General features: G+C 71.5%; 28 protein-coding genes. 15 read left to right on the forward strand and 13 right to left on the reverse strand.

Going from position 1 to position 24,240, the window contains the following annotated elements; translation table 11 throughout:
- Positions 1 to 76: 76 nt before the first annotated feature.
- Both BMY97_RS22725 and BMY97_RS22730 read right to left on the reverse strand, forming a co-directional pair.
- A complete protein-coding gene (locus tag BMY97_RS22725; RefSeq protein WP_091619326.1) occupies positions 77 to 409 on the reverse strand; it encodes a hypothetical protein in 333 nt (110 codons plus the stop codon).
- A complete protein-coding gene (locus BMY97_RS22730) occupies positions 406 to 813 on the reverse strand; it encodes an SgcJ/EcaC family oxidoreductase (RefSeq protein ID WP_091619328.1) in 408 nt (135 codons plus the stop codon). The genes BMY97_RS22725 and BMY97_RS22730 overlap by 4 nt, the downstream gene beginning before the upstream one ends.
- A 93-nt stretch (positions 814 to 906) precedes the next feature.
- On the opposite strand from BMY97_RS22730, the gene BMY97_RS22735 reads away from it, so the two are divergent.
- Positions 907 to 1,614, forward strand: coding sequence for a TetR/AcrR family transcriptional regulator (locus tag BMY97_RS22735; protein ID WP_091619330.1), 708 nt, complete (start codon positions 907 to 909; stop codon positions 1,612 to 1,614).
- Here the strand turns inward: BMY97_RS22735 and BMY97_RS22740 are convergent.
- Entirely contained in the window at positions 1,604 to 2,524 is a 921-nt protein-coding gene (locus BMY97_RS22740) for an NADP-dependent oxidoreductase (RefSeq protein WP_091619332.1), read from the reverse strand. The two genes, BMY97_RS22735 and BMY97_RS22740, sit on opposite strands and share 11 nt — an antisense overlap.
- Before the next feature lie 93 nt (positions 2,525 to 2,617).
- Complete coding sequence (gene hemW, locus BMY97_RS22745; protein ID WP_091619334.1) at positions 2,618 to 3,841, reverse strand: radical SAM family heme chaperone HemW; 1,224 nt, start codon at positions 3,839 to 3,841, stop codon at positions 2,618 to 2,620.
- 154 nt (positions 3,842 to 3,995) lie between these two features.
- On the opposite strand from hemW, the gene BMY97_RS49605 reads away from it, so the two are divergent.
- The 8 genes from BMY97_RS49605 (at position 3,996) to BMY97_RS22780 (ending at position 10,520) form a co-directional block, all read left to right on the forward strand.
- Entirely contained in the window at positions 3,996 to 4,082 is an 87-nt protein-coding gene (locus tag BMY97_RS49605) for a putative leader peptide (protein ID WP_369805942.1), read from the forward strand.
- A 133-nt stretch (positions 4,083 to 4,215) separates the two neighbouring features.
- Entirely contained in the window at positions 4,216 to 5,916 is a 1,701-nt protein-coding gene (locus BMY97_RS22750) for a nitrite/sulfite reductase (RefSeq protein ID WP_091619336.1), read from the forward strand.
- Positions 5,913 to 6,071, forward strand: a complete 159-nt coding sequence (locus tag BMY97_RS22755) for an eL43 family ribosomal protein (protein ID WP_091619338.1) — start codon at positions 5,913 to 5,915, stop codon at positions 6,069 to 6,071. The genes BMY97_RS22750 and BMY97_RS22755 overlap by 4 nt, the downstream gene beginning before the upstream one ends.
- Positions 6,068 to 6,763, forward strand: coding sequence for a phosphoadenylyl-sulfate reductase (locus tag BMY97_RS22760; protein WP_091619340.1), 696 nt, complete (start codon positions 6,068 to 6,070; stop codon positions 6,761 to 6,763). Before BMY97_RS22755 ends, BMY97_RS22760 begins: the two co-directional genes overlap by 4 nt.
- A 20-nt stretch (positions 6,764 to 6,783) precedes the next feature.
- Positions 6,784 to 7,707, forward strand: a complete 924-nt coding sequence (cysD, locus tag BMY97_RS22765; RefSeq protein ID WP_091619342.1) for a sulfate adenylyltransferase subunit CysD — start codon at positions 6,784 to 6,786, stop codon at positions 7,705 to 7,707.
- The gene (locus BMY97_RS22770) at positions 7,707 to 8,969 is read left to right on the forward strand and encodes a sulfate adenylyltransferase subunit 1 (RefSeq protein WP_091619344.1); all 1,263 of its coding nucleotides are present in this window, start codon (positions 7,707 to 7,709) and stop codon (positions 8,967 to 8,969) included. Before cysD ends, BMY97_RS22770 begins: the two co-directional genes overlap by 1 nt.
- Positions 8,966 to 9,697 carry a sirohydrochlorin chelatase gene (locus BMY97_RS22775; RefSeq protein ID WP_091619346.1) on the forward strand — a complete coding sequence of 244 codons (732 nt, stop codon included), beginning with the start codon at positions 8,966 to 8,968 and terminating at the stop codon, positions 9,695 to 9,697. The genes BMY97_RS22770 and BMY97_RS22775 overlap by 4 nt, the downstream gene beginning before the upstream one ends.
- A gap of 46 nt (positions 9,698 to 9,743) precedes the next feature.
- Complete coding sequence (locus BMY97_RS22780) at positions 9,744 to 10,520, forward strand: enoyl-CoA hydratase-related protein (RefSeq protein ID WP_091619348.1); 777 nt, start codon at positions 9,744 to 9,746, stop codon at positions 10,518 to 10,520.
- Positions 10,521 to 10,524: 4 nt separating this feature from the next.
- Here the strand turns inward: BMY97_RS22780 and BMY97_RS22785 are convergent, their stop codons facing one another.
- Genes BMY97_RS22785 through BMY97_RS22795 form a run of 3 tightly spaced genes read right to left on the reverse strand, consistent with a single transcriptional unit; the run spans position 10,525 to position 11,557 of the window.
- Positions 10,525 to 10,893, reverse strand: a complete 369-nt coding sequence (locus BMY97_RS22785; protein WP_091619350.1) for a barstar family protein — start codon at positions 10,891 to 10,893, stop codon at positions 10,525 to 10,527.
- Positions 10,890 to 11,348, reverse strand: a complete 459-nt coding sequence (locus BMY97_RS22790; RefSeq protein WP_091619352.1) for a guanyl-specific ribonuclease — start codon at positions 11,346 to 11,348, stop codon at positions 10,890 to 10,892. The genes BMY97_RS22785 and BMY97_RS22790 overlap by 4 nt, the downstream gene beginning before the upstream one ends.
- An 11-nt stretch (positions 11,349 to 11,359) precedes the next feature.
- Positions 11,360 to 11,557, reverse strand: coding sequence for a hypothetical protein (locus BMY97_RS22795; protein WP_091619355.1), 198 nt, complete (start codon positions 11,555 to 11,557; stop codon positions 11,360 to 11,362).
- Positions 11,558 to 11,617: 60 nt separating this feature from the next.
- Here BMY97_RS22795 and BMY97_RS22800 point away from each other — a divergent pair, with 60 nt between their 5' ends.
- From BMY97_RS22800 to BMY97_RS22810, 3 genes are all read left to right on the forward strand, one after another.
- Positions 11,618 to 12,583 carry a zinc-binding dehydrogenase gene (locus BMY97_RS22800; protein WP_091619357.1) on the forward strand — a complete coding sequence of 322 codons (966 nt, stop codon included), beginning with the start codon at positions 11,618 to 11,620 and terminating at the stop codon, positions 12,581 to 12,583.
- A gap of 161 nt (positions 12,584 to 12,744) precedes the next feature.
- The gene (locus tag BMY97_RS22805) at positions 12,745 to 13,767 is read left to right on the forward strand and encodes an alpha/beta fold hydrolase (protein ID WP_091619359.1); all 1,023 of its coding nucleotides are present in this window, start codon (positions 12,745 to 12,747) and stop codon (positions 13,765 to 13,767) included.
- Positions 13,768 to 13,898: 131 nt separating this feature from the next.
- On the forward strand, positions 13,899 to 15,359 hold the full coding sequence (locus BMY97_RS22810; RefSeq protein ID WP_091619361.1) for an amino acid permease: 1,461 nt from the start codon (positions 13,899 to 13,901) through the stop codon (positions 15,357 to 15,359).
- A 676-nt stretch (positions 15,360 to 16,035) separates the two neighbouring features.
- On the opposite strand, the gene BMY97_RS22815 is transcribed toward BMY97_RS22810, so the two are convergent.
- Positions 16,036 to 17,085: an NAD(P)H-dependent flavin oxidoreductase gene (locus tag BMY97_RS22815; RefSeq protein WP_091619363.1), complete on the reverse strand. Its 1,050-nt coding sequence runs from the start codon at positions 17,083 to 17,085 to the stop codon at positions 16,036 to 16,038.
- Between the two features lie 101 nt (positions 17,086 to 17,186).
- Here BMY97_RS22815 and BMY97_RS22820 point away from each other — a divergent pair, with 101 nt between their 5' ends.
- A complete protein-coding gene (locus tag BMY97_RS22820) occupies positions 17,187 to 17,633 on the forward strand; it encodes a pyridoxamine 5'-phosphate oxidase family protein (RefSeq protein ID WP_091619365.1) in 447 nt (148 codons plus the stop codon).
- Positions 17,634 to 17,952: 319 nt separating this feature from the next.
- Here BMY97_RS22820 and BMY97_RS22825 read toward each other — a convergent pair whose 3' ends face one another.
- Together BMY97_RS22825 and lepA are read right to left on the reverse strand one after the other, a co-directional pair.
- Positions 17,953 to 18,522 (reverse strand): Uma2 family endonuclease, encoded by a 570-nt coding sequence (locus tag BMY97_RS22825; protein WP_091619367.1) that lies wholly within the window; start codon positions 18,520 to 18,522, stop codon positions 17,953 to 17,955.
- A 109-nt stretch (positions 18,523 to 18,631) separates the two neighbouring features.
- Entirely contained in the window at positions 18,632 to 20,527 is a 1,896-nt protein-coding gene (gene lepA, locus BMY97_RS22830) for a translation elongation factor 4 (protein ID WP_425425315.1), read from the reverse strand.
- A 76-nt stretch (positions 20,528 to 20,603) separates the two neighbouring features.
- Between lepA and BMY97_RS22835 the strand changes: the two genes are divergently transcribed.
- Complete coding sequence (locus tag BMY97_RS22835) at positions 20,604 to 21,224, forward strand: class I SAM-dependent methyltransferase (protein ID WP_091619371.1); 621 nt, start codon at positions 20,604 to 20,606, stop codon at positions 21,222 to 21,224.
- Positions 21,225 to 21,231: 7 nt separating this feature from the next.
- Here the strand turns inward: BMY97_RS22835 and BMY97_RS22840 are convergent, their stop codons facing one another.
- Positions 21,232 to 21,606, reverse strand: a complete 375-nt coding sequence (locus BMY97_RS22840; protein WP_091619373.1) for a VOC family protein — start codon at positions 21,604 to 21,606, stop codon at positions 21,232 to 21,234.
- Positions 21,607 to 21,628: 22 nt separating this feature from the next.
- Positions 21,629 to 22,492: a DMT family transporter gene (locus BMY97_RS22845; protein ID WP_091619375.1), complete on the reverse strand. Its 864-nt coding sequence runs from the start codon at positions 22,490 to 22,492 to the stop codon at positions 21,629 to 21,631.
- Between the two features lie 370 nt (positions 22,493 to 22,862).
- On the opposite strand from BMY97_RS22845, the gene rpsT reads away from it, so the two are divergent.
- Entirely contained in the window at positions 22,863 to 23,123 is a 261-nt protein-coding gene (gene rpsT, locus BMY97_RS22850; protein ID WP_091619377.1) for a 30S ribosomal protein S20, read from the forward strand.
- A gap of 125 nt (positions 23,124 to 23,248) precedes the next feature.
- On the opposite strand, the gene holA is transcribed toward rpsT, so the two are convergent.
- Positions 23,249 to 24,220 (reverse strand): DNA polymerase III subunit delta, encoded by a 972-nt coding sequence (holA, locus tag BMY97_RS22855; protein WP_091619379.1) that lies wholly within the window; start codon positions 24,218 to 24,220, stop codon positions 23,249 to 23,251.
- Positions 24,221 to 24,240 lie beyond the last annotated feature (20 nt).

Genomic DNA, 24,240 nt, shown 5'->3' on the forward strand with positions numbered 1-24,240 from the left:
GCCGACGACAACATCAAGCCCGTCTCAGCCACTACAAACGCCGCGGTTACCCACTTGCTTAACCGCCGTTGCAGTACTAGGCGATCCCTTGATCCAGCTCGGCCAGTAGCGCGGCGAAGCCGGCCCGGACGCGGGGCCGGAAGCCGATCAGGAACCGGTTGGCCGGCAGCACTGCCCACCACTGGCCCTCGGCGGCGTTGAGCACCCGGTGGGTCACGCGCGCGCCCGCCGGGTCGGCCGTGACGTGGTACTCCCCGCGGTACCACCAGCCGCCCTGCGACACGAGCGTTCGCCGTTCCCGGTCCGCTTCGGCAGGCGCCGAGTGCTCCTTCAGCCACCGCTCGATCCCGGCGAAGGCCTCCGGCGCCGTGGTCGCGACGACGCCGGAGACCTCCACGATCGTTCTCACGCCGCGCGCGGATCGGACACGCGGGTGTTCTGGAACGCCGTGATCAGCCAGCCTTCGTCACCGCGCACGAGCACGAAGGTCACCGTCACTTCCCGGCCCTCCTCGACGACGTCGCCGCCGGACAGCGAGGAACCGCCGCCGGAGACGACGATCGCGACGTCCTTCGAGGGGAAGCGGACCCGCGCCTCGCCGTAACCGTTGACGAGCTTGGAACCCCGCAGCGGGCCCTCGAACAGCGCGCGGTGCGAACTCTCGATCAACTCCCGGCCCGGGAACTGCATGCCGAAGAACGTCACGTAGTCGGCGTCTTCGGTGAAGAGCCGGCCGTACGCGGCGGCGTCGCCGGCATTCCAGGCGTCGTTGAGGCGGCCGAGGACGGCGAGGACTTCTTCACGGTCAGTCATGGTTTCTCTCCTTAGCGAACGCGGTTCGTTAAGTTCAGTTGTACTCACGAACGTCGTTCGCGTCAAGGACCGCGCGCGTCTAGGCTGAGCGGCATGACCGTCCCGCCCCCGCCCTGGCGCCGAACCCCCAGCCCGCGGCGGCGCGCCGCGAAGCCCCTGCTCTCCCAGGAGCTGGTGGTGAAGACGGCGCTGGAGATCCTGGCCGCCGAGGGCATCGAGGCCGTGACGATGCGGAAAGTCGCGCAGCGGCTGGAAACGGGCCCGGCCTCGCTGTACGCGTACGTGTCCAGCAAAGAGGAGCTGGACGAGCTGATGCTCGACGCGGCGCTGGGCGACGTGCCGCTGCCGGCGCCGGACGCCGAGCGGTGGGACGAGCAGGTGAAGGACCAGGTGCGGCTTCAGGTACGCGCGATGATGGCGTACCCCGGCATCGCGCGGGTCGCGTGGAACACACCGGTGCCGGTCACGCCGAACGCGCTGCGGCAGGCCGAGGCGATGCTGGTGCTGCTGCGCGCGGGCGGGCTGAGCCTGGAGCAGGCGATGTTCGCGGGTGACGCGCTCAGCCTGTACGCGAAAGCGCACGCGTACGAGGCGAGCAGCTGGACGTTCGGCGACTTCGACCAGGCCGAAGTCGCCGGACGCAGCCGTCAGATGGACGAGTACATGCGGTCGCTGCCCGCCGGCGCCTTCCCGAATCTGCTTCGCTCCGGGGAGTTCTTCAACGCCGAGACGAGCGAGCCCCGCTTCGAATTCGCCCTGGAGATGTTCGTGGCCGGGCTGAGGACCCTGGTCAGGGCTTGAGCACGATCTTGCCGCGGGTGTGGCGCTCCTCCAGCTCGCGGAAGGCGTCCTGCACCTGCGCGAGCGGGTAGACGGCGGCGATCGGGACCTCGAGCAGGCCCTTGTCGACCAGCGCGACGAGGTCGCGCATGACCTCGGCGGACGCGGCCTCGGTGTTGCCCTCGGACTTCACGCTGTACGTCTCGGCGGCGGCGAAGTCGATCACGGTGTTGATCCGTCCCGTGTAGACACCCAGCCGCAGCGCCAGCTCGACGTAACCGTCGCCGAAGTTGTCGATGAAGGAGTCCACTTTTCCGCTCGTGGCCACGCGGATCCGCTCCTCGACGCCTTCGCCGTAGGCCACCGGGATCACGTCCTGCTCACGCAGCCACGCGTGGTTCGCTTCGCTCGCGAGGCCGACGACGGTCGCGCCGGTGAGCTTCGCCAGCTGCACCGTCAGCGCGCCGACGCCGCCCGCGGCGCCCGAAACCACCACGGTGTCGCCTTCGCGGACGCAGACGGCGCGAACCGCGGCGTACGCAGTGGTACCGGCGACGAACAGCGCGCCGGCCGCCTCCCAGGAGACGCCACTGGGCTTGGGAACCAGGTCCGCGGCCTCGGCCACGACGTACTCGGCGTGGCTGGAGCGGCTGTTGACGAAGCCGACGACCTCGTCGCCCACCTCGATTTCTTCGACCTCGGAGCCCAGCTCGACGACCACACCGGCCAGGTCACTGCCCTGCCCGGACGGGAAGTCCGACGGCCACCGCCCGGCGAACGCGCCGCGCCGGATCATGGCCTCGCCGGGGTTGATGCCGGCGGCTCTGACCTCGACGAGCACCTGGCGGGGTCCGGGTTGGGGGCGGGGCACTTCTTCCACCCGCAGCACGTCGATCCCGCCGTGTTCGCTGTACCTGACCGCCTGCGGCATGCGCGACTCCCTCGCTCGTGGACACTTGCATCAACCAACCATCGGCCCGGTTTATGCCCGCGAAGCGAAAATTTCCGCGTGATTCCCGCCGGTTCAGCCGGCCAGGCGACGCACGACGCCGTCGGCGAGCAGCCGTCCGCGATCGGTCAGCACGGCCCGGCCCGGACTGTCCAAAGCGGACTCGTCCAGCAGCCCTTCCGCGGCGGCGGCGCGTGCCTCGGCCACCCCGGCGGCGTCGAGAGCCGACAGCGGGAGCCCTTCCGCGACACGGAGTTCGAGCATGATCCGCTCCAGGTGGCGGTCTTCGCCCGTGAGCAGCTCACGGCCCGCTTCGGGGCTTTCGCCCGCGGCGAGCTGGGCCGCGTACCGCGCCGGGTGCTTGACGTTCCACCAGCGCACGCCGCCGACGTGGCTGTGCGCGCCGGGGCCCGCGCCCCACCAGTCGCCGCCCTGCCAGTAGCCGAGGTTGTGCCGGCAGCGCGCGGCTTCCGAAGACGCCCAGTTCGAAACCTCGTACCAGCCCAGGCCCGCCGCGGCGAGGGTGGCGTCGATCAGCTCGTAGTCGGCGGCCAGCACGTCGTCGTCCGGGGCGGGCAGCTCGCCGCGCCGGACGCGCCGGGCCAGCGCGGTGCCCTCCTCGACGATCAGCGCGTACGCCGACACGTGGTCGACCCCCGCGGCGAGCACGGCGTCCAGCGACGCCCGCAGGTCCTCCGTGCGCTCGCCGGGAGTGCCGTAGATCACGTCGAGGTTCACGTGCTCGAAGCCCGCGGCCCGCGCCTCGCGCGCGGCGTCCACCGGCCGTCCCGGCGTGTGGACGCGGTCGAGCACCTGCAGCACGTGCTGCGCCGCGGACTGCATGCCGAGCGACACCCGGGTGTACCCGGCCTCGCGGATCCCGGCGAAGAACTCCGGCGACGTCGACTCGGGGTTGGACTCGGTGGTCACCTCGGCGCCGGGCGCCAGCCCGAACGCCCCGCGGACGATCTCGAGCACCTCGCCCAGCCCGTCCGCGCCGAGCAGCGAGGGCGTCCCGCCGCCGACGAACACGGTCTCCGCGGCGGGCGGCGCCTGCAGCACCCGGGCGGCCAGCTCCAGCTCACGGCGCAACCCGTCCAGCCACGACCGCGGCGACGCGCCCGAGCCCAGCTCACCGGCGGTGTAGGTGTTGAAATCGCAGTAGCCGCAGCGGGTGGCGCAGAACGGCACGTGCACGTAGACCCCGAACGGCCGGGTCCCCAGCCCGTCGAGGGCGCTCTCGGGCAGTCCGGTGGCGGTGGGTTCGGTGGTCTGGCTGGTCACGGGCACGACGTCCATTGTCCACCGGCTCCCGCCGGGCCCGGCACAGGGACTCGGCGGCGAAGCGCGCTTGTACCGCCCCACCGCACCGCATTGTCCCCTCACAGTGAGCCCTCTCCCACCATCCGGGCAAGCCTGGACCACATTGTGGACGCGTGGCACCCTCAGGCCTGTGAGTCCTGCCGGTGTCCTGCTCGTGGCGCGCCGCCACGTCGACCTTGTGCGCGTCGCGAGCGCGCTCTGCCGGCCGGTCCGCTGACTCCCGACGCCCGACCAGCCCACCACACTGGACCGCCGGCGCCGGACCCGCCGCGAACCAGCCTGCCCGCCGGAAACTCCCCCGGGCGTCGCGGTGGCCCCGGTGCCACGACCGCCTCCCGGAGGACCCCCAAATGGCCTCACCCACGCGTGAAACCCCCGCGCCCGGCCGCGCCCCCCGTGCCCGGCAGAAGCGCGGCGAGGGCCAGTGGGCGCTCGGCTACCGGGAACCGCTGAACCCGAACGAGCGCTCGAAGAAGGACGACAACCCGCTCAACGCCCGCGCGCGCATCGAGAACGTCTACGCCCACCGCGGCTTCGACTCGATCGACCCCGGTGACCTGCGCGGCCGGTTCCGCTGGTTCGGCCTCTACACCCAGCGCAAGCCCGGCATCGACGGCGGCCGAACCGCCACGCTGGAGCCCGAGGAGCTGGACGACCGCTATTTCATGCTCCGCGTCCGGCTCGACGGCGGCATGCTCACCACGCAGCAGCTCGCCGTGCTGGCCGAGATCTCGCAGACGCACGCACGCGGCACCGCCGACATCACCGACCGGCAGAACATCCAGTACCACTGGATCCGGATCGAGGACGTGCCGGCGATCTGGCAGAAGCTCGAGAACGCCGGGATGACGACGATGGAGGCGTGCGGCGACAGCCCGCGCGTGATCCTCGGCTCCCCCGTCGCCGGCATCGCCGAGGACGAGGTGATCGACGGCACCCCGGCGATCGAGGAGATCAAGCGCCGCTTCATCGGCGACCCGCGCTACTCGAACCTGCCGCGCAAGTTCAAGACCGCGATCTCCGGCCAGGCGGACGTGGCGCACGAGATCCACGACATCGCGTTCGTCGGCGTCGACCACCCCGAGCACGGCCCCGGCTTCGACCTGTGGGTCGGCGGCGGCCTGTCCACCAACCCGATGATCGGGCAGCGGCTCGGCGCCTGGGTGCCGCGCGACGAGGTGCCCGACGTGTGGGAGGGCGTGATCAGCGTCTTCCGCGACTACGGCTACCGGCGGCTGCGCGCGCGGGCCCGGATCAAGTTCCTGGTCAAGGACTGGGGCGCCCAGAAGTTCCGCGAAGTGCTCGAATCCGAGTACCTCAAGCGCAAGCTCGTCGACGGCCCCGCGCCCGAGGTGCCGCCCGCCCCGATCGACCACGTCGGCGTGCACAAGCAGGTCGACGGCCGGTTCTACGTGGGCGCCGCGCCGGTCGCCGGCCGGGTCAACGGCGAGACGCTGCTGGCCGTGGCCAAGGCCGCCGAGCGCGCGGGCTCCGAGCGCGTCCGGCTGACGCCGCAGCAGAAGCTCGTGGTCCTCGACGTGCCCGAGCCCGAGGTGCCCGCGCTGGAAGCCGAGCTGGCCGAGCTGGGCCTGCACACCCGGCCCTCGCCCTGGCGGCGCAGCGTGATGGCGTGCACCGGCCTGGAGTTCTGCAAGCTCGCGATCGTCGAGACGAAGGCCCGCGCGCAGGCGCTGGTGGCCGAGCTGGAAACCCGCCTGGCCGACATCCAGGGCGACCTCGACACCCCGGTGAGCGTGCACCTCAACGGCTGCCCCAACTCCTGCGCCCGGATCCAGACCGCGGACATCGGGCTCAAGGGCCAGATCGTCACCGACGGCGAGGGCCGGCAGGTCGAGGGCTTCCAGGTGCACCTCGGCGGCGGCCTCGGCCTCGACGCCGGGTTCGGCCGGAAGCTGCGCGGCCACAAGGTCACCACGACCGAGCTGACCGCGTACGTCGAGCGGGTGGTCCGCGCGTACATCGACGGCCGCGAAAGCGGAGAGCGGTTCGCGCAGTGGGTCGCGCGGGCCGAAGAAAGCGTGCTGCAGTGACCTCGACCGAACGGGCGGTGCCGTACTACTGCCCGTTCTGCGGCGATGAGGACCTGCGTCCCGAGGAGAGCGGCGGCTGGCTGTGCACCGGCTGCCGCCGGACGTTCTCGGTGAAGTTCCACGGACTGTCCCTACCGGAGGTGTCGCACGGATGACCGCCACAGCGGATTACCGGACCCTGGCCGAACGAGCGTCGAAAGAGCTGGCCGAGGCCACGGCGGAGGAAGCCCTGCGCTGGACGGCCGAGACCTTCGGCGACGACTTCATCGTGGCGTCCAACATGCAGGACGCGGTGCTGATCGACCTGGCCACCAAGGTCAAGTCCGATGTGGACGTGCTGTTCCTGGAGACCGGCTACCACTTCGCGGAGACCATCGGCACCCGTGACGCGGTGCAGACCGTGTACCCGGACGTGACGATCGTCAACGCCCAGGCCGAGCAGAGCGTCGCCGAGCAGGACGCGGAGTACGGCGCGAAGCTGCACGACCGCGACCCGACGCTGTGCTGCAACCTGCGGAAAGTGGTGCCGCTGCGCAAAACCCTCGCCGGCTACTCCGCGTGGGTCACCGGCGTCCGCCGCGTCGACGCCCCGACCCGCGCGAACACCCCGATCGTCACCTGGGACGAGCGCAACGGCCTGGTCAAGATCAACCCGATCGCGCCGTGGACCGACGAGGAGTTCGCCGGCTACATCCGCGAGCACGGCATCCTGGAGAACCCGCTGGTCTCGGTCGGCTACCTGTCCATCGGCTGCGCGCCGTGCACCGCGAAGGTCGCGCCGGGGCAGGACCCGCGCAGCGGCCGCTGGGCCGGCCAGGCGAAAACCGAATGCGGGCTGCACGGCTGATGGCGGAGGCAGAAGGAAGCATGACCACTCTCGCTGAACCCGCGGTGGACGCCGCGCAGGACAATCTGGCGGCGCTGGAGTCCGAGGCCATCCACATCTTCCGCGAGGTCGCGGGCGAGTTCGACCGCCCGGTGATCCTGTTCTCCGGCGGCAAGGACTCGACCCTGCTGCTGCACCTGGCGATCAAGGCGTTCTGGCCCGCGCCGGTGCCGTTCCCGCTGCTGCACGTCGACACCGGGCACAACTTCGACGAGGTGCTCGACTTCCGGGACCGGGTGGTGGAGAAGCACAATCTGCGCCTGGTCGTGGCGAAGGTCCAGGACTGGATCGACGACGGCCGCCTCGAAGAGCGCGCCGACGGCCTGCGCAACCCGCTGCAGACCACGCCGTTGCTGGACACCATTTCGGGCAACAAGTTCGACGCCGTGTTCGGGGGCGGGCGCCGCGACGAGGAGCGGGCCCGCGCCAAGGAGCGCATCTTCAGCCTGCGCAACTCCTTCGGCCAGTGGGAGCCGCGCCGCCAGCGCCCCGAGTTGTGGAACCTCTACAACGGCCGCCACCGCCCCGGCGAGCAGGTCCGCGTCTTCCCGCTGTCCAACTGGACCGAGGCCGACGTCTGGAACTACATCGCGCGCGAGAACGTCGAGCTGCCCTCGATCTACTACGCCCACCAGCGCCCGGTCTACCAGCGCGACGGCATGTGGCTCACCGAAGGACCCTGGGGCGGGCCCCGCGACGGCGAAGCGGTCCACGACCTCACCGTCCGCTACCGCACGGTCGGCGACGGCTCCTGCACCGGCGCCATCGAGTCCACCGCGGCCACGGTCGCCGACGTGATCGCGGAGGTCTCCGCGTCCCGCCTCACCGAGCGCGGCGCCACGCGCGCCGACGACCGGATGTCCGAAGCAGCCATGGAAGACCGTAAACGAGAGGGCTACTTCTGATGTCCAGCCTCCTGCGGCTCGCCACCGCCGGCAGTGTCGACGACGGCAAGTCCACGCTCGTCGGACGGCTCCTGTACGACACCAAGTCGGTGCTCGCCGACCAGCTGGACGCCGTCACCCGCGCGTCCGTCGACAAAGGACTGTCCACCCCGGACCTCTCCCTGCTGGTCGACGGGCTGCGCTCGGAGCGCGAGCAGGGCATCACCATCGACGTGGCGTACCGCTATTTCGCGACGCCGAAGCGCTCGTTCGTGCTGGCCGACACCCCGGGCCACGTCCAGTACACCCGCAACACCGTGACCGGCGCCTCCACCGCGCAGCTCGCCGTGCTGCTGGTCGACGCGCGCAAGGGCGTCATCGAGCAGACCCGCCGCCACGCCGCCGTGCTCGCGCTGCTGGGCGTCCCGCAGCTGGTGCTCGCGGTCAACAAGATCGACCTCGTCGACTACGACGAGGCCACTTTCGCCGTCATCGCCAAGGAATTCGCCGCCCACGCCGAATCACTCGGCTACCGGACCGGCTCCGTGACCACCATCCCCGTCTCCGCGCTGCAGGGCGACAACGTGGCCACGAAGTCCGGGCGGACCCCGTGGTACACCGGTCCGACGCTGCTGGAGCACCTGGAAAACGTGCCGGTCGCGCCGGACCCGCACGAGGCCGCGTTCCGCTTCCCGGTGCAATACGTGATCCGGCCGCGCACCGCCGAATACCCGGACTACCGCGGGTACGCCGGGCAGATCGCCGCGGGCACCGTGCGGCCCGGCGACGAGATAGTCGTTCTCCCGCAAGGACTCCGCACTCGCGTGGAGGGAATCGACACCGCCGACGGGCCACTGGCCGAAGCGGGTGCGGGCACCTCGGTCACCCTGCTGCTCGCCGACGACCTCGACATCTCCCGCGGCGACCTGATCGCCACGGCCGACCGGCCGCCGCGCGTTACCGACGAGCTGGCCGCCACGCTGTGCTGGCTGTCGGCGAAGCCGCTCAAGGCGGGCGCGCGGGTGCTGGTGAAACACGGCACGCGCACCGTGCAGGCGATCGTCGAGGAGCTGACCGCCCGCTTCGACGAGCAGACCTTGTCCAGTGTGGACTCGCCGGACTCGCTGGCGCTGAACGACATCGGCCTCGTGGAGCTGCGGCTGGCCGAGTCGCTCGGCGTCGACGACTACACCGACAGCCCGCGCACGGGGGCGTTCCTGGTGATCGACCCGAAGGACGGCGACACCCTCGCCGCCGGCCTGATCGGCGAACGGTTCCGGTGACCGCCCCCCTGGTGCCCGTCGCGCACGGCAGCCGCGACCCCCGTTCGGCGGCGACCGTGCGGGGGCTCGTGGAGCGGGTCCGCGAGCAGGCACCGGGCGCCGGGGTGTACGAGTCCTTTTTGGACCTTTCCGAGCCGCGGGTCACGGACGTGCTGCGGCGGCTGTACGAGCAGGGCCACCGCTCGGCCGTAGTGGTACCGCTGCTGCTCGGCAGCGCCTTCCACGCGCGAGTGGACCTGCCCGCGCTGGTCGCCGAGGTCCAGGCGGACTGCCCGGGCTTCGACGTGCGGGTGTCCGACGTGCTGGGCGTCGACCCGGTGCTGGAGGAGGTCGCACTCGACCGGCTGGCCGGCGCGGGCCTCGGCGGACCGGGCAGCGGCCTGGTGGTGAGCGCCGTCGGCTCGTCGAACACGGGTGCGAACGCGGCCGTCGCGGACCTGGCCGCGCGGTGGGAGGCCCGGCTGGGCATCCCCGTGACCGAGGCCTTCGCCAGCGCGGCCCAGCCGGACGTCCCGGCCGCCGTCGAGCGGCTGCGGGCCCGCGGGGTCGAGCGGATCGCGGTCGCCTCGTGGTTCCTGGCCCCCGGGCTGCTGCCCGACCGCGTCGCCGCGCTGGCCCGTGAAGCCGATCGGGGTGTCTACCTCGCCGCCCCGCTCGGGACGGAGCCCCGCGTCGCCGCCGCCGTGCTGCGCCGCTACGAGGCGGCACACCGCCACGTGCCGGCCTGACGCACGTCACACCGGACCGCCCGCGCGGATATGCGAGGGTGATCGCATGGCTGACGAACTGGTGCACTACGACGTGGTGGGCGGCACCGCCACGATCACCCTCGACTCCCCGCACAACCGCAACGCGCTGTCCGCGCAGCTTCGCCGCGAGCTGGGCGCCTCGCTGGAGAAGGCCCGCGACGACGACGCCGTGCGCGTGGTGCTGCTGACCCACACCGGCCCGGTCTTCTGCGCCGGCATGGACCTCAAAGAGGCGCGCGGCGCGGGGGCGGGCGACCAGGGCGTCAACGAGTTCCCGAAGATCCTGGACCAGCTGTGGACCAGCCCGAAGCCGGTTGTCGCGTGCCTGGCCGGGCCGGCGCGCGCGGGCGGCATCGGCATGGTCGCCGCGTGTGACATCGCGGTCGCCGCGACCGAGGCGACGTTCGCCTTCTCGGAGGTGCGGATCGGCGTGGTCCCGGCCGTCATCTCGCTGACCGTGCTGCCGCGCCTGAACCCGCGCGCCGCGCACGAGCTGTTCCTCACCGGCGAGGTGTTCGACGCCCGGCGCGCGGTGGAGATCGGCCTGCTCAACGCCGCCGTCCCGGCCGAAGAGCTGGACGCGAAGGCCGCGTCCTATCTGAAGTCCCTCACTCTGGGCGGCCCAAAGGCGTTGGCCGCCACCAAAACACTGCTCAGCCGGCCCCGCCCGGCCACTCCCGGCGACGGCTTCGCCGCGATGAACGAGCTGTCGGCGGGCTTCTTCGCCAGCGCGGAAGGACAGGAAGGAATCCTGGCCTTCGCCCAGAAACGCAAGCCGGACTGGGTGCCCGCCGGCGAATGAGCCGTCAGGAATCCGTCAGCACCACGGTCAGCCGACGGGCGCCGGGCATCCCGGCGTCGGGCCCCAGCGCCCGTTGCGCGTCCGACAGCACGCTCCGGATCGCCAGGTACGTCTTGGGCTCCGCCCCCCGCAGCCCCTCGGACCCGGTCCAGATCAGCACGTGTTCCCCGGCGGGCAGCCACGAGAGGTCGGTGAGCATGTCGTACAACGCGTCGAGATTGCGCCCGAAGTAGTCCGGAAAGGACATCGCCTCGGCGATCGCGGCCAGCGTGCCCGGCTTGTCGAGCGTGCGGCTCCCGTCGACGTAATGCGGGTAGGCGCCTCGCGCGAAGGCGTCGTCCGCGGCGGCCTTCGCCTCGCTGCCCGCGGTCATCGGCTCGGGTCCACGACGACGAACGACGCGTAGTGGTCGCCGGTGTAGAACAGCTCCTTCGCCTGGCCCGTGACGAGCCGCCGCGGGCCGCGGTCCGGGCTGTTCGGGGTCTTCACGGTGTACTCGTGGTAATAGCCGGACTGCTTGCGCGGCAACACTTTCTCGCGATTCTCGAAGACGACGTCGTCGTTGCGCGGATACGGGAACGGCCCACCGGACTGGATCAGCTTCCAGGTGTCGCGCGCCTGCGAGGGCAGCGCGGACAGCGCCTCGACCCGCAGGCCGGAGTCGGCGCCTGCCGGCTTCGCCCCGGCCGCGCCACCGCTGACCGAGCCGGCCGGGGCCGGCGCCGATGAGGAAGAGGACCCGTCGACGGCGTCCTTGACCAGCCAGCCCCCGAACACGAGCACGAGGAGACCGACGAGTGCGGCGGTGATCCGCCTACGGTTGACCATGGTGTGCCAGCTTAAGAGGAGTGGCCGTCGTCGTCGCGGGCCGGGCCGAACCAGTGCGACAACCGTCCCACCAGCTTGTCGATGGCCCAGGCCGCGAGCAGGCACAGCGGCACCACCACGACCATGACCAGCACGAACTGCACCGGGAACCAGGCCTGGGCGAGCCACAGCTCGACCCCGTCCCACCAGTCGGCCAGCCCGTTCACCACGAATGTGAGCCTACGCGCGGTGTGCTGCGCGGGCGCGCCCAGGGGCGGTACGTTGCAGGCATGTTCGCCGTTTACGCGAAGGAACCCAACGCCGATTCCCCGCTCGACTCGCTCGTCGTCGGCGAACGGCCGGAACCCGAGGTGCCCGAAGGCTGGGTCCGGGTGCACGTCAAAGCCGCGAGCCTCAACATGCACGACCTGTGGACGCTGCGCGGGGTCGGGATCAAGCCGGAGCAGTTCCCGATGATCCTCGGCTGCGACGGCGCCGGGACCCTCGACGACGGCTCCGAGGTCGTCATCCACGCCGTGGTGAACGCCCCCGGCTGGCAGGGCGACGACACCCTGGACCCGAAGCGCACGCTGCTCACCGAGAAGCACCAGGGCACTTTCGCCGACCAGGTGATCGTGCCGGCCCGCAACGTCGTGCCGAAGCCGGCCGGGCTGAGCTTCGCCGAGGCCGCCACCATGGGCACCGCGTGGCTCACGGCGTACCGGATGCTGTTCGTGAAGTCCGGGCTCCGCCCCGGCCAGACGATGCTGGTGCAGGGCGCCTCCGGCGGGGTGTCGACGGCGCTGATCGCGCTCGGCCGCGCCGCCGGGTTCCGCGTCTGGGTCACCGGCCGCAGCGAGGAGAAGCGCGCGCTGGCCGAGACCGTCGGCGCGCACCGGACGTTCGAGACCGGCGCGCGGCTGCCGGAGCGGGTCGACGCGGTGTTCGAGACCGTCGGCAAGGCCACCTGGGCGCACACGCTCAAGTCGCTGAAGCCGGGCGGCATCGTCGTCGTTTCGGGCTCCACTAGCGGGCCGGACCCGTCGGCGGACCTGCAGCGGGTGTTCTTCCTCCAGCTGCGCATCGCCGGCTCCACCATGGGCACCCGCGACGAGCTGGCGGACCTGCTCAGCTACCTCGACCTGAAGGGCATCAAGCCCCAGATCGGCAGCGAGCCGGCCTTCGAGGACGCGGCCGAGGGGTTCCGCGCGATGCTCGACGGGGAGACCGCGGGCAAGATCGTCTTCACGCGCTGAGTGACCGACACGGCCCTGGTCTGGACCGATCCTTCCCGGACGGCCCAGGCCAGGGCCCTTTTACGCGACGTTTCGTGACCCGTCAACACCCCGAGTTCGCAATCGGCTTGTTACCCCCGAAGTTCCACCAGAAGTCGACCTTCGGCGGTTAACCTGTAGATATGACCGCGACGAAGCGGCCCGCACCCGCTGCCCGCGGCGGCCGGCCCAGCAGCGAACCGGACCCGATCCGGGTCTCCTTCCGGCGTTTCGCCGGGGTGCGCACCCGCGTGCTCGAGGTGGGCCCGCCCGTGGCCGAAGCCGAGGCGCCCAAGCGCATCCGCAAACGCGCGGCCGAGAAGCCACGCGCGCCGCGGCTCGTCCTGCTGCACGGCTACTGCGACAGCGCCGACACCTGGCGTCCCGTGCTGGCCGAATTCGCCGCCGCGGGCGTCGCCGCGATCGCGGTGGACCTGCCCGGCTTCGGCGACGCGCAGCCGCTGCGTCCCGGCCCGATGCTGCCCCAGCTCGACGCCTTCACCGCCGCGGTGGTCCGCGAACAGGCCGTGCTCGGCCCGGTGGTGCTCGCGGGCAACTCCCTCGGCGGCACGATGAGCCTGCGGGCGGCGCAGAACCCGCGGCTCCCCATCGCCGGCGTCGTCTCGATCGCCGCCCCCGGGTTCGTCGACTCTTGGCTGGTCCGCACGGTCGCGCGCAACCCGTTGCCGCTGCGCCTGTTCTCCGCGCTGCCCGTGCCCGTGCCGGGTTTCGTGGTCCGCGCGGTGGCCGAGCAGGTCGTCCCGCGGCTGCTGTACGCCGACGCGGCCGCGGCCGACGTCAGCCAGGTCCGGCGCTTCACCACGCTCTTCCCGGACTACCGCGCCACCACCAGCCGGCTCGAAGAGGCGCGTCAGCTCGTCACCGAACTGGCCGACGCCTACCAGCTCGACCAGGTCCACGCGCCGTTGCTCGTGGTCGCCTGCGGCAAGGACAAGCTGGTGACGTCGGCGTCCGGGCGCCAGCTGCACACGCTGGTCCCGCACAGCCGGCTGCTGGTGCGCGAGGACTGGGGCCACTGCCCGCAGCTGGACGACCCGCCGGAGATCGCGGAGCTGCTCACGTTCTTCGCGGCCGGCGCGATCCGCGTGGCGGGCGGGAAGGACAGCGTCTCCGAGGTCGCGAGCGAGGACACCGCCGCGGGCTGAACGGGCAGCATCGGCGCCGTGTCTGCGCCCTGTCGAACGGGCATCGATGACATAGAGGACAGCGCCTAGTACGGTGCCCTGCCAGAGCCCGTTGACCCGGGCTCTCTTCACAACCGTATGAGGAGACACCGATGTCCGCTCCCCGCATGCTGGGCACAGGCTCCGGGATATTCCGGCGCAAACCGATCGAGACGATCGAGGGAACCGGGGACACCGGTCTGCAACGGACGCTGGGGCTGCGTCAGCTGACGGCGATCGGCGTGGGCGGCATCATCGGCGCCGGGATCTTCTCGCTGGCCGGTGCGGTGGCGAACAAGACCGCCGGGCCCGCGGTGCTGATCTCGTTCCTGATCGCGGGCATCGCGAGCGCGGCGGCGGCGTTCTCCTACGCCGAGTTCGCCGGGCTGATCCCACGCGCGGGTTCGGCGTACACCTACGGTTATGCGGTGCTCGGCGAGATCGTCGGCTGGTTCATCGGCTGGGACCTGCTGCTGGAGTACACCGCGATCGTGTCGGTGGTGGCGATCGGGATCTCGGGCTACTTCAACGACCTGCTCGGTTTCCTGCACGTCTCGCTGCCGGCCTGGATGTCCGGCGCACCGGGGACGGAACCCTCGGGGGTCGCGTCCGGCTCGTACAAGGTGAACCTGTTCGCGGTGCTGCTGTGCCTGATCATCGCGTTCGTGCTCAACCAGGGCATGAAAAACGCCGCCCGGTTCGAGACGCTGCTGGTGTACCTGAAGGTCGCGCTGGTGGTGCTGGTGATCGTGGTCGGCGCGTTCCACATCAAGACCGGCAACTACAGCAACTTCTTCCCCTTCGGCCTCAGTGGCGCGTTCACCGGCGCCGCGACGGTGTTCTTCGCGGTGTTCGGCTATGACGCGATGTCCACCGCGGCCGAGGAGTCGAAGGACTCCCAGAAGCACATGCCGAAGGCGATCCTGTACTCGCTGGCGATCTCGATGGTGCTCTACGTGCTGGCCTGCCTGGTCCTCACGGGCATGGTGAACTTCAAGGACATCGACCCGGAGAGCGCGTTCTCCAGCGCGTTCGCCTCCGTCGGCCTCGGCTGGCTGGGCGCGGTCATCGCGGTCGGCGCCATCATCGGCATCCTGACCGTGCTGTTCACCTTCCTCATGGGCGCCACCCGCGTCGGCTACTCGATGAGCCGCGACGGCCTGCTGCCCAAATGGTTCTCCGGCACCCACCGCACCCGCCAGGTACCGCACCGGATGACCTGGGTCCTGGGCATCGCGTCCGCGGTGATCGCCGGGGTGCTGCCCATCGAGGAAGCCGCGGAACTGACCAACATCGGCATCCTGCTCGCCTTCGTGGTGGTCTGCATCGCCGTGGTCGTGCTCCGCTACAAGCGCCCCGAACTGCCCCGCACCTTCAAAACCCCGGGCATGCCCGTCGTGCCGATCATCGGCGTCGTGTTCTCACTCTGGCTGATCACCTTCCTCCAATGGCAAACCTGGCTCCGCTTCGCCATCTGGTTCGTCATCGGCATGGCCATCTACTTCGGCTACAGCCGCCGCCACTCACTGCTCAACCGGCCGGCTTCGCCGGAAACGGAGTCCACTTCGGACTGACCTCTTGGAACGGGCCGCCCTCGGATCTCCGGGGGCGGCCGTTTCACGTCCGCGCCAAGCGGTGATCGGCACGATCCTGGCGGATCCGGCCTCGCCCAACGGTGACCAGCCCTGCACCGCGCCCCCCGGCCCGGCGCTACCCAACGGTGACCAGTCCCTCGCTGCCCAGCCCCGCGGTGGTCGACCCCCGCTGCCCAGACCTCTTGCTGGCCAGCGCAGCCCGGCCCCCGTATCGCCCAGCGCAGCCCGGCCCCCGCATCGCCCAGCGCAGCCCGGCCCCCGCATCACCCAGCGCAGCCCGGCCCCCGCATCACCCAGCGCAGCCCGGCCTCCTCGCTGCCCAGCACAGCACACCCGAGCGCTGATCGGCCCGCCGCTGCCAGCCCAGCGCTGATCGGCTCGGATTTGGCCGACCCAGCGGCGACCGAACCAGCAGGCCAACCCGGCCTCGCCCCACGGTGACCAGTCCCTCTCTGCCCAGCCCGGCGGTGGTCGACCCCCGCTGCCCCGCCCTCTTGCTGGGCAGCGCAGGCCGGCGTCGCCCCACGGTGACCAGCCCCTCGCTGCCCAGCTCGGAGGTGGTCGGCCCGGACGTGGTCAGGCCCGGAGGTGGCCGGGCCCGCGCGTGGCAATAGCCCCGACCGCAGGAGGGCAGGCCGGGCTCGTTGCGGTGGGATCAGCGGAGGCGGTCGAGCCGTTTCGCGGCGGTGCGGGCTTCGCCGCGGAGGCGTTCGATGATCGAGGCCGCCGGGCCCTCTGTGGTCAGCGGGTAGGTCTGGCCGGCCCACAGCGACATCGCTTCGGGGTCACCGGCCTTGGCCGCGGCCGCGCGGATCGGCTTGCTCAGGTGGTGCAGCTGCGGGTACGCGGCCGGCGCGTGGGCGGACAGGTCATTCAGCACGCGGTTCACCAAACCCCGCGCGGGGCGGCCGCTGAACGCGCGCGTGAACGCCGTCGCCCGGTCCGCCGCGGCCAGCACACGACGGTACGGGGCCGCCGTCCCGGCCTCGTCCGCTCGCAGGAACACCGTGCCCAGTTGCGCGGCGGACGCTCCGGCGGCGAGCACGGCCGCGACGTCGGCGCCGTGCACCAGCCCGCCCGTCGCGATCAGCGGGAGGCTGGTGCGCGCACCGATCAGCCGCAGCAGCGCGAGCAGGCCGTACTGCTCACCGCCCGCCGGGCCGGTCGCGTCGTCGGTGAACAGGCCGCGGTGCCCGCCCGCCTCGAAACCCTGCACCACCAACGCATCCGCGCCGCGGGCGGCCGCGAGGTCGGCCTCGTGCGGGCTGGTCACGGTGACCGCGACCCGGCCGCCGGCCTCGTGCACCCGGTCCACCTCCGCCGACGTCGGCGCCCCGAAGGTGAACGACACCACGGGAACCCGCCGCGCCACCACCAGGTCGAGCTTGGCCGGGTACTCGTCGTCGTCCCAGCGCGGCTCCCCCGGCTCGACGCCGTAGCGCCGTGCCTCGGTCAGGAGCCGCTCGCGGTGCGCCGTGAGGTCCGCCGCCGAACGGCCGCCCGGCACGAACAGGTTGACGCCGAATCGCCCGCCCGTCAGCTGCGTCGTGTGGGCGATCTTGGCTTCCAGCGTCTCCGCCGTGAGGTATCCCGCGGCGAGGAACCCGAAGCCGCCGGCCGCCGTGACCGCGGCGACCAGCTCGGGTGTGGTGGGACCGCCCGCCATCGGCGCCGCGATCACCGGGAAATCGAGGTCTTCGAACATGCCTCCGAGCCTAGCTCGCGGGCCGGCCCGGGCAGCGGCCTCGCGATCCGCCTGGACCGGCGCCGAGCCCGGCCGGGGCCGGTATCGGGTTAGGCTGCGTCATGAACGCTGACCTCGAGCACACCCGTGCGCTCGCCTTGCAGGAGAACGGGCTCGCGACCATCGCCACCGTCCGCGCGGACGGCACTGTGCACGCGTCCGTCGTCAACGCCGGCCTGATCGACGACCCGGTGACGGGCGCCCCGTCGATCGGCTTCGTCGCTCGCGGCGACGCGCACAAGCTGACCCTGCTGCGCCGCGCCGGCCACGCGACGATCACCTTCCGCCGCGGCTGGGACTGGGCCTCGGTGACCGGCGCGACCCACGTGATCGGCCTGGACGACCCGGACCCGGCCTTCGATCCGGCCGGCCTGCCGGAACTGCTGCGCGCCGTCTTCAAAGCCGCCACCGGCTCCCACGACAACTGGTCCGAGTACGACCGCGTAATGGCCGCCGAACGCCGCGCGGCGGTTTTCGTCAGCGCGGACCGGATCATCCGCAACCGCTGAACCGGCCAGGACACCCGGCGCCGCACCACCCCCGGCACGCGGGCCGTTGCGAACGGTGACCACTCCGGCGATGGCCGCCCGGCTCGCACGGACAATACGAAACAGTGTCTGCACTTGCGATAGCTGCGCGGCTCACATCGACAATGCGCACGGTGGCTCCACGGGCGACGACCGGGCAGTCTGCGCAGACCGTGGCTGCACGAGCCGGATCGTGCACCCGCGGTCCGCACGACGCGACGCGCCACCACCGTCATCCGGGGCGCGCCGAGACCCACGGGAACAAGCCCGTGCGGCGCGGGTGCCCGCACCACGGCCCGCCTCAGCCGAGGCGGCCGAGTAGTTCCGCGGGTACCACGCGTACCGGAAATGGTTGGCGGGCCTCGAAAACCTCGTCGACCGCGGCCTTCGCCACCTGTTGGTAGACGCCGTCGCCGTCCAGTTCGAAGACCGCCAGTGCCGGCTCGGCCGGGTCCACGACCCAGTAGCTCGGCACGCCGAGGCGCTCGTACACGGCCTTCTTCGTGTTGAGGTCGTGGATGGCCGTGCTGGGCGAGAGCACCTCGACCGCGAGCACCGGTGGCTCCGGGAGGTCCTGTTCGGTGAAGCCCTCGCCGCGGCCGACCAGCAGGTCGGGCTGCAGCTCGAGGTGATCGCCGATGCGCACGGCGAACGGCGCGCCGGCGACGAAGTACCCGAGTGGGCAGGCCTGGTCGAGCACGGGGTACAGCCGGTAGGCGATGGTCTGGTGTCTCAGCCCGGGCGCGGGGCTCACGACCAGCACCCCGTCGATGAGCTCACGGCGGCGGCCGTCATCCGGCATCTCCTCGAGGTCGCGCACCGTCATGGGGCGCGCCCCCTCGGGACGCCGGGTGTCTGTCATGACCGTCATGGTGCTCTCCTTCCGTCGGTCACACCAGAGGAGACCAGGGGGTACCGACAAGAAAGCCGCCTGCGGCGTCGCGGGCGGCTTCCTTCACTCGAACGTGTGGTCGAACGGGTTACTTCTTGTTCTTCCCGCTGTCCTCAGTGGACAGTGCCGCGACGAACGCCTCTTGCGGCACCTCCACGCGGCCCACGGTCTTCATCCGCTTCTTGCCTTCCTTCTGCTTCTCCAGCAGCTTCCGCTTCCGCGAGATGTCACCGCCGTAGCACTTGGCGAGCACGTCCTTGCGGATGGCGCGGATGGTTTCGCGCGCGATGATCCGCGAGCCCACCGCCGCCTGGATCGGGACCTCGAACTGCTGGCGCGGGATCAGTTCGCGCAGCCGCGTCGCCATCCGGTTCCCGTAGCTGTACGCGGCGTCCTTGTGGACGATCGCCGAGAAGGCGTCCACCGTCTCGCCCTGCAGCAGGATGTCGACCTTCACCAGCTCCGACACCTGTTCGCCCGCTTCTTCGTAGTCCAGCGACGCGTAGCCGCGCGTCCGCGACTTCAGCGTGTCGAAGAAGTCGAAGATGATCTCCGCGAGCGGCAGGTTGTAGCGCAGCTCCACGCGGTCCTCGGACAGGTAGTCCATGCCGAGCAGCTGCCCGCGCTTGGTCTGGCACAGCTCCATGATCGTGCCGACGAACTCCGCCGGCGCCAGGATGCTCACCTTGGACACCGGCTCGTACACGTCCGAGATCTTCAGCCCGGTCGGCCAGTCCGACGGGTTGGTGACCACGACCTCGCTCCGGTCCTCCAGCACCACCCGGTAGACGACGTTCGGCGCCGTGGAGATCAGGTCGAGGCCGAACTCGCGCTCCAGCCGGTCGCGCGTGATCTCCAGGTGCAGCAGGCCGAGGAAGCCGCAGCGGAAGCCGAAGCCCAGCGCCACGGACGTCTCCGGCTCGTACGCCAGCGCGGCGTCGTTCAGCTGCAGCTTCTCCAGCGCCTCGCGCAGCTCCGGGTAGTCCGAGCCGTCGACCGGGTACAGCCCGGAGTAGACCATCGGCTTCGGCTCGCGGTAACCCGCCAGCGCCTGGGTCGCGCCGTGGCGCTCGGACGTGACGGTGTCGCCGACCTTCGACTGGCGGACGTCCTTCACCCCGGTGATCAGGTAGCCCACCTCGCCGACGCCGAGGCCCTTGCTGGGCTTCGGCTCCGGCGAGATGATCCCGACCTCCAGCAGCTCGTGCGTGGCGCCGGTGGACATCATCCGGATCTTCTCGCGCGGCGTGATCTTGCCGTCGACCACCCGGATGTAGGTCACGACGCCGCGGTAGGTGTCGTAGACCGAGTCGAAGATCATCGCCCGCGCGGGCGCGTCGGAGTCGCCGACCGGCGCCGGGACCTGCTTGACGACCTCGTCCAGCAGCGCGCCGACGCCCACGCCGGTCTTCGCCGAGACCCGCAGCACGTCGCCCGGCTCGCAGCCGATGATGTGCGCGATCTCGCCCGCGTACTTGTCCGGATCGGCCGAGGGCAGGTCGATCTTGTTCAGCACCGGGATGATGGTGAGGTTGTTCTCCAGTGCCAGGTACAGGTTGGCCAGGGTCTGGGCCTCGATCCCCTGCGCCGCGTCCACCAGCAGGATCGCCCCTTCGCACGCTTCGAGCGCGCGGGACACCTCGTAGGTGAAGTCGACGTGGCCGGGGGTGTCGATCATGTGCAGCACGTGGTCCCGGCCGTCCACCTGCCAGGGCAGGCGGACGTTCTGGGCCTTGATCGTGATGCCGCGCTCACGCTCGATGTCCATCCGGTCGAGGTACTGAGCGCGCATCGCCCGTTCCTCGACGACACCGGTGAGCTGCAGCATGCGGTCCGCCAGCGTCGACTTGCCGTGGTCGATGTGGGCGATGATGCAGAAGTTGCGGATGAGCTCCGGCGGCGTGAAGGTGGTGTCGGCGAACGTCTTGGGCGCTGTCACTCGTGTGGTCCTCGGGAACGTGGTTCGGGGCTGGCCACCGTCCATGGTCCCATGGAGCTCCGGGTGCGGGTGGGGGTCATCCCCGATGCGAGATCACCGTGACTCGTGGTGACCTCGAAGTATGAGCACTTCGCACCAGCCCGCGCCGGTTCCACAGGCCGCCACGGGCACCCTCGGCACCGCGCTCGACCGGGCGTTCGGCCACCCCGCCGGCCTGCTCGGGCGCCTGGGCGGCTGGGTCATGGCGCGCGGCAACGCCGCCACCGAGCACCGGGTCGTCGACCTCGCCCGGCTGGAGCCGGACGAAACCGTGCTGGTCGTCGGCCCCGGCCCGGGCGTCGGCCTCGACGCCGCCAGCCGGCTGGCCGGCGAGGTCATCGGGGTCGAGCCGTCGGCCGAAATGCGCTCGCTGTGCCTGGAACGCTGCGGCGACCGCGTGGAGCTGCGCGACGGCACGGCGGCCCGCACCGGGGCGGCCGACGACTGCGTCGACGTGGTCCTGACGGTCAACAACGTCACGTTCTGGGAGGACCGGCCGGCCGCGTTCGCCGAGCTGTTCCGGATCCTGCGCCCCGGCGGCAGGCTCCTGCTCTCGGCGCACGAGAAGTGGCTGCCCGTGTCCCGCCACGAACTGGCCGACGAGGCCGCCGCCGCGGGCTTCACCGACCTGCAGACGTGGACCTGGGAGCCGCCGGGCTTCGCCGGGCTGGCGGCCCAGCTGAAGGCCCTCAAGCCCGCTTGACCCGCGGCTACCGCGGATCGGTCCGGAGGGGATGGCCCGACGGCACCTCCACCAGCACGATGCGCGTCCCGTCGGGATCGGCGATCCAGGCCTCGTCCAGGCCCCAGGGCTCCCGCTGCGCGCCGCGGACCGGCGTGACGCCGCGTCCCGCCAGCTCGGCCAGCGCGGCCGGCAGGTCGCGGACCTGGAGCCACAGCGCGACGTCGGGCGTCGGCCCGGATTCGGCCCGCCCGACCACTTCGATCGACCCGCCGCCGGCGAAGAAGACTGTGCCGCCGGGGAACTCCTTGTCGATCGCGAGCCCCAGCGTGTCGCGGTAGAACGCGGTGGCGGCGTCCGGGTCACGGGGGTGGATCAGCACGCGGCTGCTCAGTACTTCCATGCCTACTCCCTACCCGAGCGGTTCAGGCCACCGCAATCGCGGCGATGCCGGCCAGCACCACCAGCGAACCAGCCAGTCGGCGCGCGGCGTTGCGCTCGCCGAGGACCAGCCACGCCGCGACGCCGCCCACCACGATCGACAGCTCCCGCGCCGGGGCGACCAGGCTGACCGGCGCGATCCGCAGCGCGTACAGCACCAGCAGGTACGCCGCCGGCGACAGCAGCCCGACGATCAGCACCTCCTTGCGATGCTCGCGCCACAGCCGGCCGACCTCGGCGCGACCCCGGTACGCCGACGGCGCCAGCAGCAGGCTCTGGCCGATCGCACCGCCGCCGAAGTAGACGAGGGGCGGGACGCCCAGGGTGGTCACGGAGTGGGCGTCCCAGAGCGTGTACGCGGCGATGACGGCGCCGGTGAGCACGCCGTAGAAGACGCCGGCGCGGCGCGCGGCCCGGTCCGCCGTGCCGCCGCCGACGCTGATCACCAGCACCCCGGCGATCACCAGGAACGCGCCGACCAGGCCGAGCACGCCGGGGTGCTCGTGCAGCACCAGGACGGCGGCGAGCACGGACAGCAGCGGCCCGGTGCCGCGCGCCAGCGGGTAGACGATCGACAGGTCGCCGACGACGTAGCCGCGCTGCAGCACGATGCCGTAGGCGATGTGCATCACGGCCGTCACCGCGGCCGCGACCAGCCAGCTCCACTGTGGACGTTCCGGCTCGACGAAGAGCGCGACGACCACGGCGGGCAGCAGAACGACGGCCGAAACGGTGTAGTAGAGCCAGACGAAGCGCGGCCCGCCGAAGGTGACGCGCTTGGCGGCGAGGTTCCATGCCGCGTGCACGAAGGCGGCGACGAGGACGAGCGACAGAGCTGTGGTGTTCACCGGACCCCTTAGGGGTCTTTCGCGCGCGCGAAAGACCGGGTCCTCCAGGCTTTTGTCCCGTCAGATGAACGGCAGGGCTTCCGGCTCCGCCGATGGTGCCGCTCGGACCTGTCCCACCGGCCCTCGTTGTGGGTGGACCCGCGCGGGGCGGGCCGCGGGCCGGTGGCGGAACCCTAGGCACTAGCGGCTCCCACCGTAGCCGAAGCGATCACCGCGGGGCGGCCGCGGGGGCTCGGAGCAGGGCTGTTAGGCTTTCTCGCTGTTGCCGTGCGGCATTCCGTCATGGAGGAAACCCGGCCGCGCCCCTCGCGGGCGCACGGGGCCACTTCGACGCGGCAGCGAACTCACCGAGAGACACAGGAGCGCCCCCGTGGCCAACATCAAGTCCCAGATCAAGCGCATCACCACCAACGAGAAGGCCCGCCAGCGCAACCTGGCGATCCGGTCCTCGGTGAAGACCGCGATCCGCAAGTTCCGCGACGCCGCCGACTCGGGCGACAAGGCCAAGGCCGTCGAGGCGCAGCGCGACGCCGCCAAGAAGCTGGACAAGGCCGTCACCAAGGGCGTCATCCACGCCAACCAGGCCGCGAACAAGAAGTCCGCGATCGCGAAGCGCGTGAACTCGCTCTGATTTCCGCTTCGGAGGGCCCGGTGACCACTGGTCGCCGGGCCCTTTCGCATGTTCCGGGGGGCTTCGCCTGGGCCGGTAACGGGGCGCTCGAGGCTGGCTGGATCGGCCTCGGCCGGTAGGCGGGGTCAGTGTTCGCCCTTCGCGGCGACCACCTCGGTGACCGCGCGTTCCAGCGCGTAGCCCGCGTCGGCGGCAGCGCCCTTGACCTCGGCGTTCAGGCGGGCCACCACGCGCATCGCGGTGGCGAGGCCGTCCTGGCCCCAGCCGCGGGACTGGCCCTGCGCCTTGCGGATCTTCCACGGCGGCATGCCCAGCTCGCCCGCCATCTGGTTCGGGTTGCCGCGGCCCGCCGCCGAGACCCGCGCGATGGTGCGGACCGCGTCCGCCAGCGCGTCGGCCACCAGGACGTGCGGAACGCCGAGCTGCATCGCCCAGCGCAACGACTCCAGCGCCGCCCCGCGATCGCCCGACACAGCCTTCTCCGCCACCGCGAAGCCGGTCACGTCGGCGCGGCCGGTGTGGTAGCGCCGGACTGCCTGCTCGTCCACCACGCCCCCGGCGTCGGCGACCAGCTGCGTCGCCGCGGAGGACAGCTCGCGCAGATCCGAGCCGACGGTGTCCAGCAGCGCCATCAGCCCCGCGGCGTCGATCTTTCCGCCGGAGCGGCGCACTTCGTTGCGCACGAACGACTCCCGCTCGGCGGGCTTCGTCAGCTTCGCGCACTCGATGATCTCCGCGCCCGCCTTTTTCAACGCCGCGGGCAGCGCCTTCGCCGCCTTGCTCCGGCCCCCGCCGCTGTGCACGACGACCAGCACGATGCCCTCCGCCGGCGAAGCGAGGTACGCCAGCACGGCGTCGGCCAGGTCCTGCGAAATGTCCTGCGCCGAGTCCAGGACGATCACCCGTCCTTCGCTGAACAGCGAAGGGCTCACCAGCTCGGCCAGTACCGGCGGTGTGAGTTCGGACACCCGGTTACGCGTCAGATCGGCCGTCGGGTCGGCCGCCCTCGCGGCGTCCAGCGCGGCCCGGACGGCCCGTTCGATGAGCAGTTCTTCCTCGCCGATGACGAGCTGGAGCGGCGCGGGGGCGGTGGTCACCCGGTCATCTTCTCACCCGT

The organism is Amycolatopsis saalfeldensis, from assembly GCF_900110575.1.
Classification (GTDB): Bacteria; Actinomycetota; Actinomycetes; order Mycobacteriales; family Pseudonocardiaceae; genus Amycolatopsis; species Amycolatopsis saalfeldensis.

Coding starts and splice junctions, on each gene's coding strand:
- BMY97_RS22835 (WP_091619371.1), top strand. CDS start 20,604: ATGAGCACTTCGCACCAGCCCGCGCCGGTTCCACAGGCCGCCACGGGC.
- BMY97_RS22805 (WP_091619359.1), top strand. CDS start 12,745: ATGACCGCGACGAAGCGGCCCGCACCCGCTGCCCGCGGCGGCCGGCCC.
- BMY97_RS22785 (WP_091619350.1), bottom strand. CDS start 10,893: ATGACCGCGGGCAGCGAGGCGAAGGCCGCCGCGGACGACGCCTTCGCG.
- BMY97_RS22820 (WP_091619365.1), top strand. CDS start 17,187: ATGAACGCTGACCTCGAGCACACCCGTGCGCTCGCCTTGCAGGAGAAC.
- BMY97_RS22740 (WP_091619332.1), bottom strand. CDS start 2,524: ATGCCGCAGGCGGTCAGGTACAGCGAACACGGCGGGATCGACGTGCTG.
- BMY97_RS22790 (WP_091619352.1), bottom strand. CDS start 11,348: ATGGTCAACCGTAGGCGGATCACCGCCGCACTCGTCGGTCTCCTCGTG.
- BMY97_RS22815 (WP_091619363.1), bottom strand. CDS start 17,085: ATGTTCGAAGACCTCGATTTCCCGGTGATCGCGGCGCCGATGGCGGGC.
- BMY97_RS22810 (WP_091619361.1), top strand. CDS start 13,899: ATGTCCGCTCCCCGCATGCTGGGCACAGGCTCCGGGATATTCCGGCGC.
- BMY97_RS22730 (WP_091619328.1), bottom strand. CDS start 813: ATGACTGACCGTGAAGAAGTCCTCGCCGTCCTCGGCCGCCTCAACGAC.
- BMY97_RS22770 (WP_091619344.1), top strand. CDS start 7,707: ATGTCCAGCCTCCTGCGGCTCGCCACCGCCGGCAGTGTCGACGACGGC.
- BMY97_RS22780 (WP_091619348.1), top strand. CDS start 9,744: ATGGCTGACGAACTGGTGCACTACGACGTGGTGGGCGGCACCGCCACG.
- BMY97_RS22800 (WP_091619357.1), top strand. CDS start 11,618: ATGTTCGCCGTTTACGCGAAGGAACCCAACGCCGATTCCCCGCTCGAC.
- hemW (WP_091619334.1), bottom strand. CDS start 3,841: ATGGACGTCGTGCCCGTGACCAGCCAGACCACCGAACCCACCGCCACC.
- lepA (WP_425425315.1), bottom strand. CDS start 20,527: ATGGACGGTGGCCAGCCCCGAACCACGTTCCCGAGGACCACACGAGTG.
- cysD (WP_091619342.1), top strand. CDS start 6,784: ATGACCACTCTCGCTGAACCCGCGGTGGACGCCGCGCAGGACAATCTG.
- BMY97_RS22760 (WP_091619340.1), top strand. CDS start 6,068: ATGACCGCCACAGCGGATTACCGGACCCTGGCCGAACGAGCGTCGAAA.
- BMY97_RS22735 (WP_091619330.1), top strand. CDS start 907: ATGACCGTCCCGCCCCCGCCCTGGCGCCGAACCCCCAGCCCGCGGCGG.
- BMY97_RS22750 (WP_091619336.1), top strand. CDS start 4,216: ATGGCCTCACCCACGCGTGAAACCCCCGCGCCCGGCCGCGCCCCCCGT.
- BMY97_RS22825 (WP_091619367.1), bottom strand. CDS start 18,522: ATGACGGTCATGACAGACACCCGGCGTCCCGAGGGGGCGCGCCCCATG.
- BMY97_RS22840 (WP_091619373.1), bottom strand. CDS start 21,606: ATGGAAGTACTGAGCAGCCGCGTGCTGATCCACCCCCGTGACCCGGAC.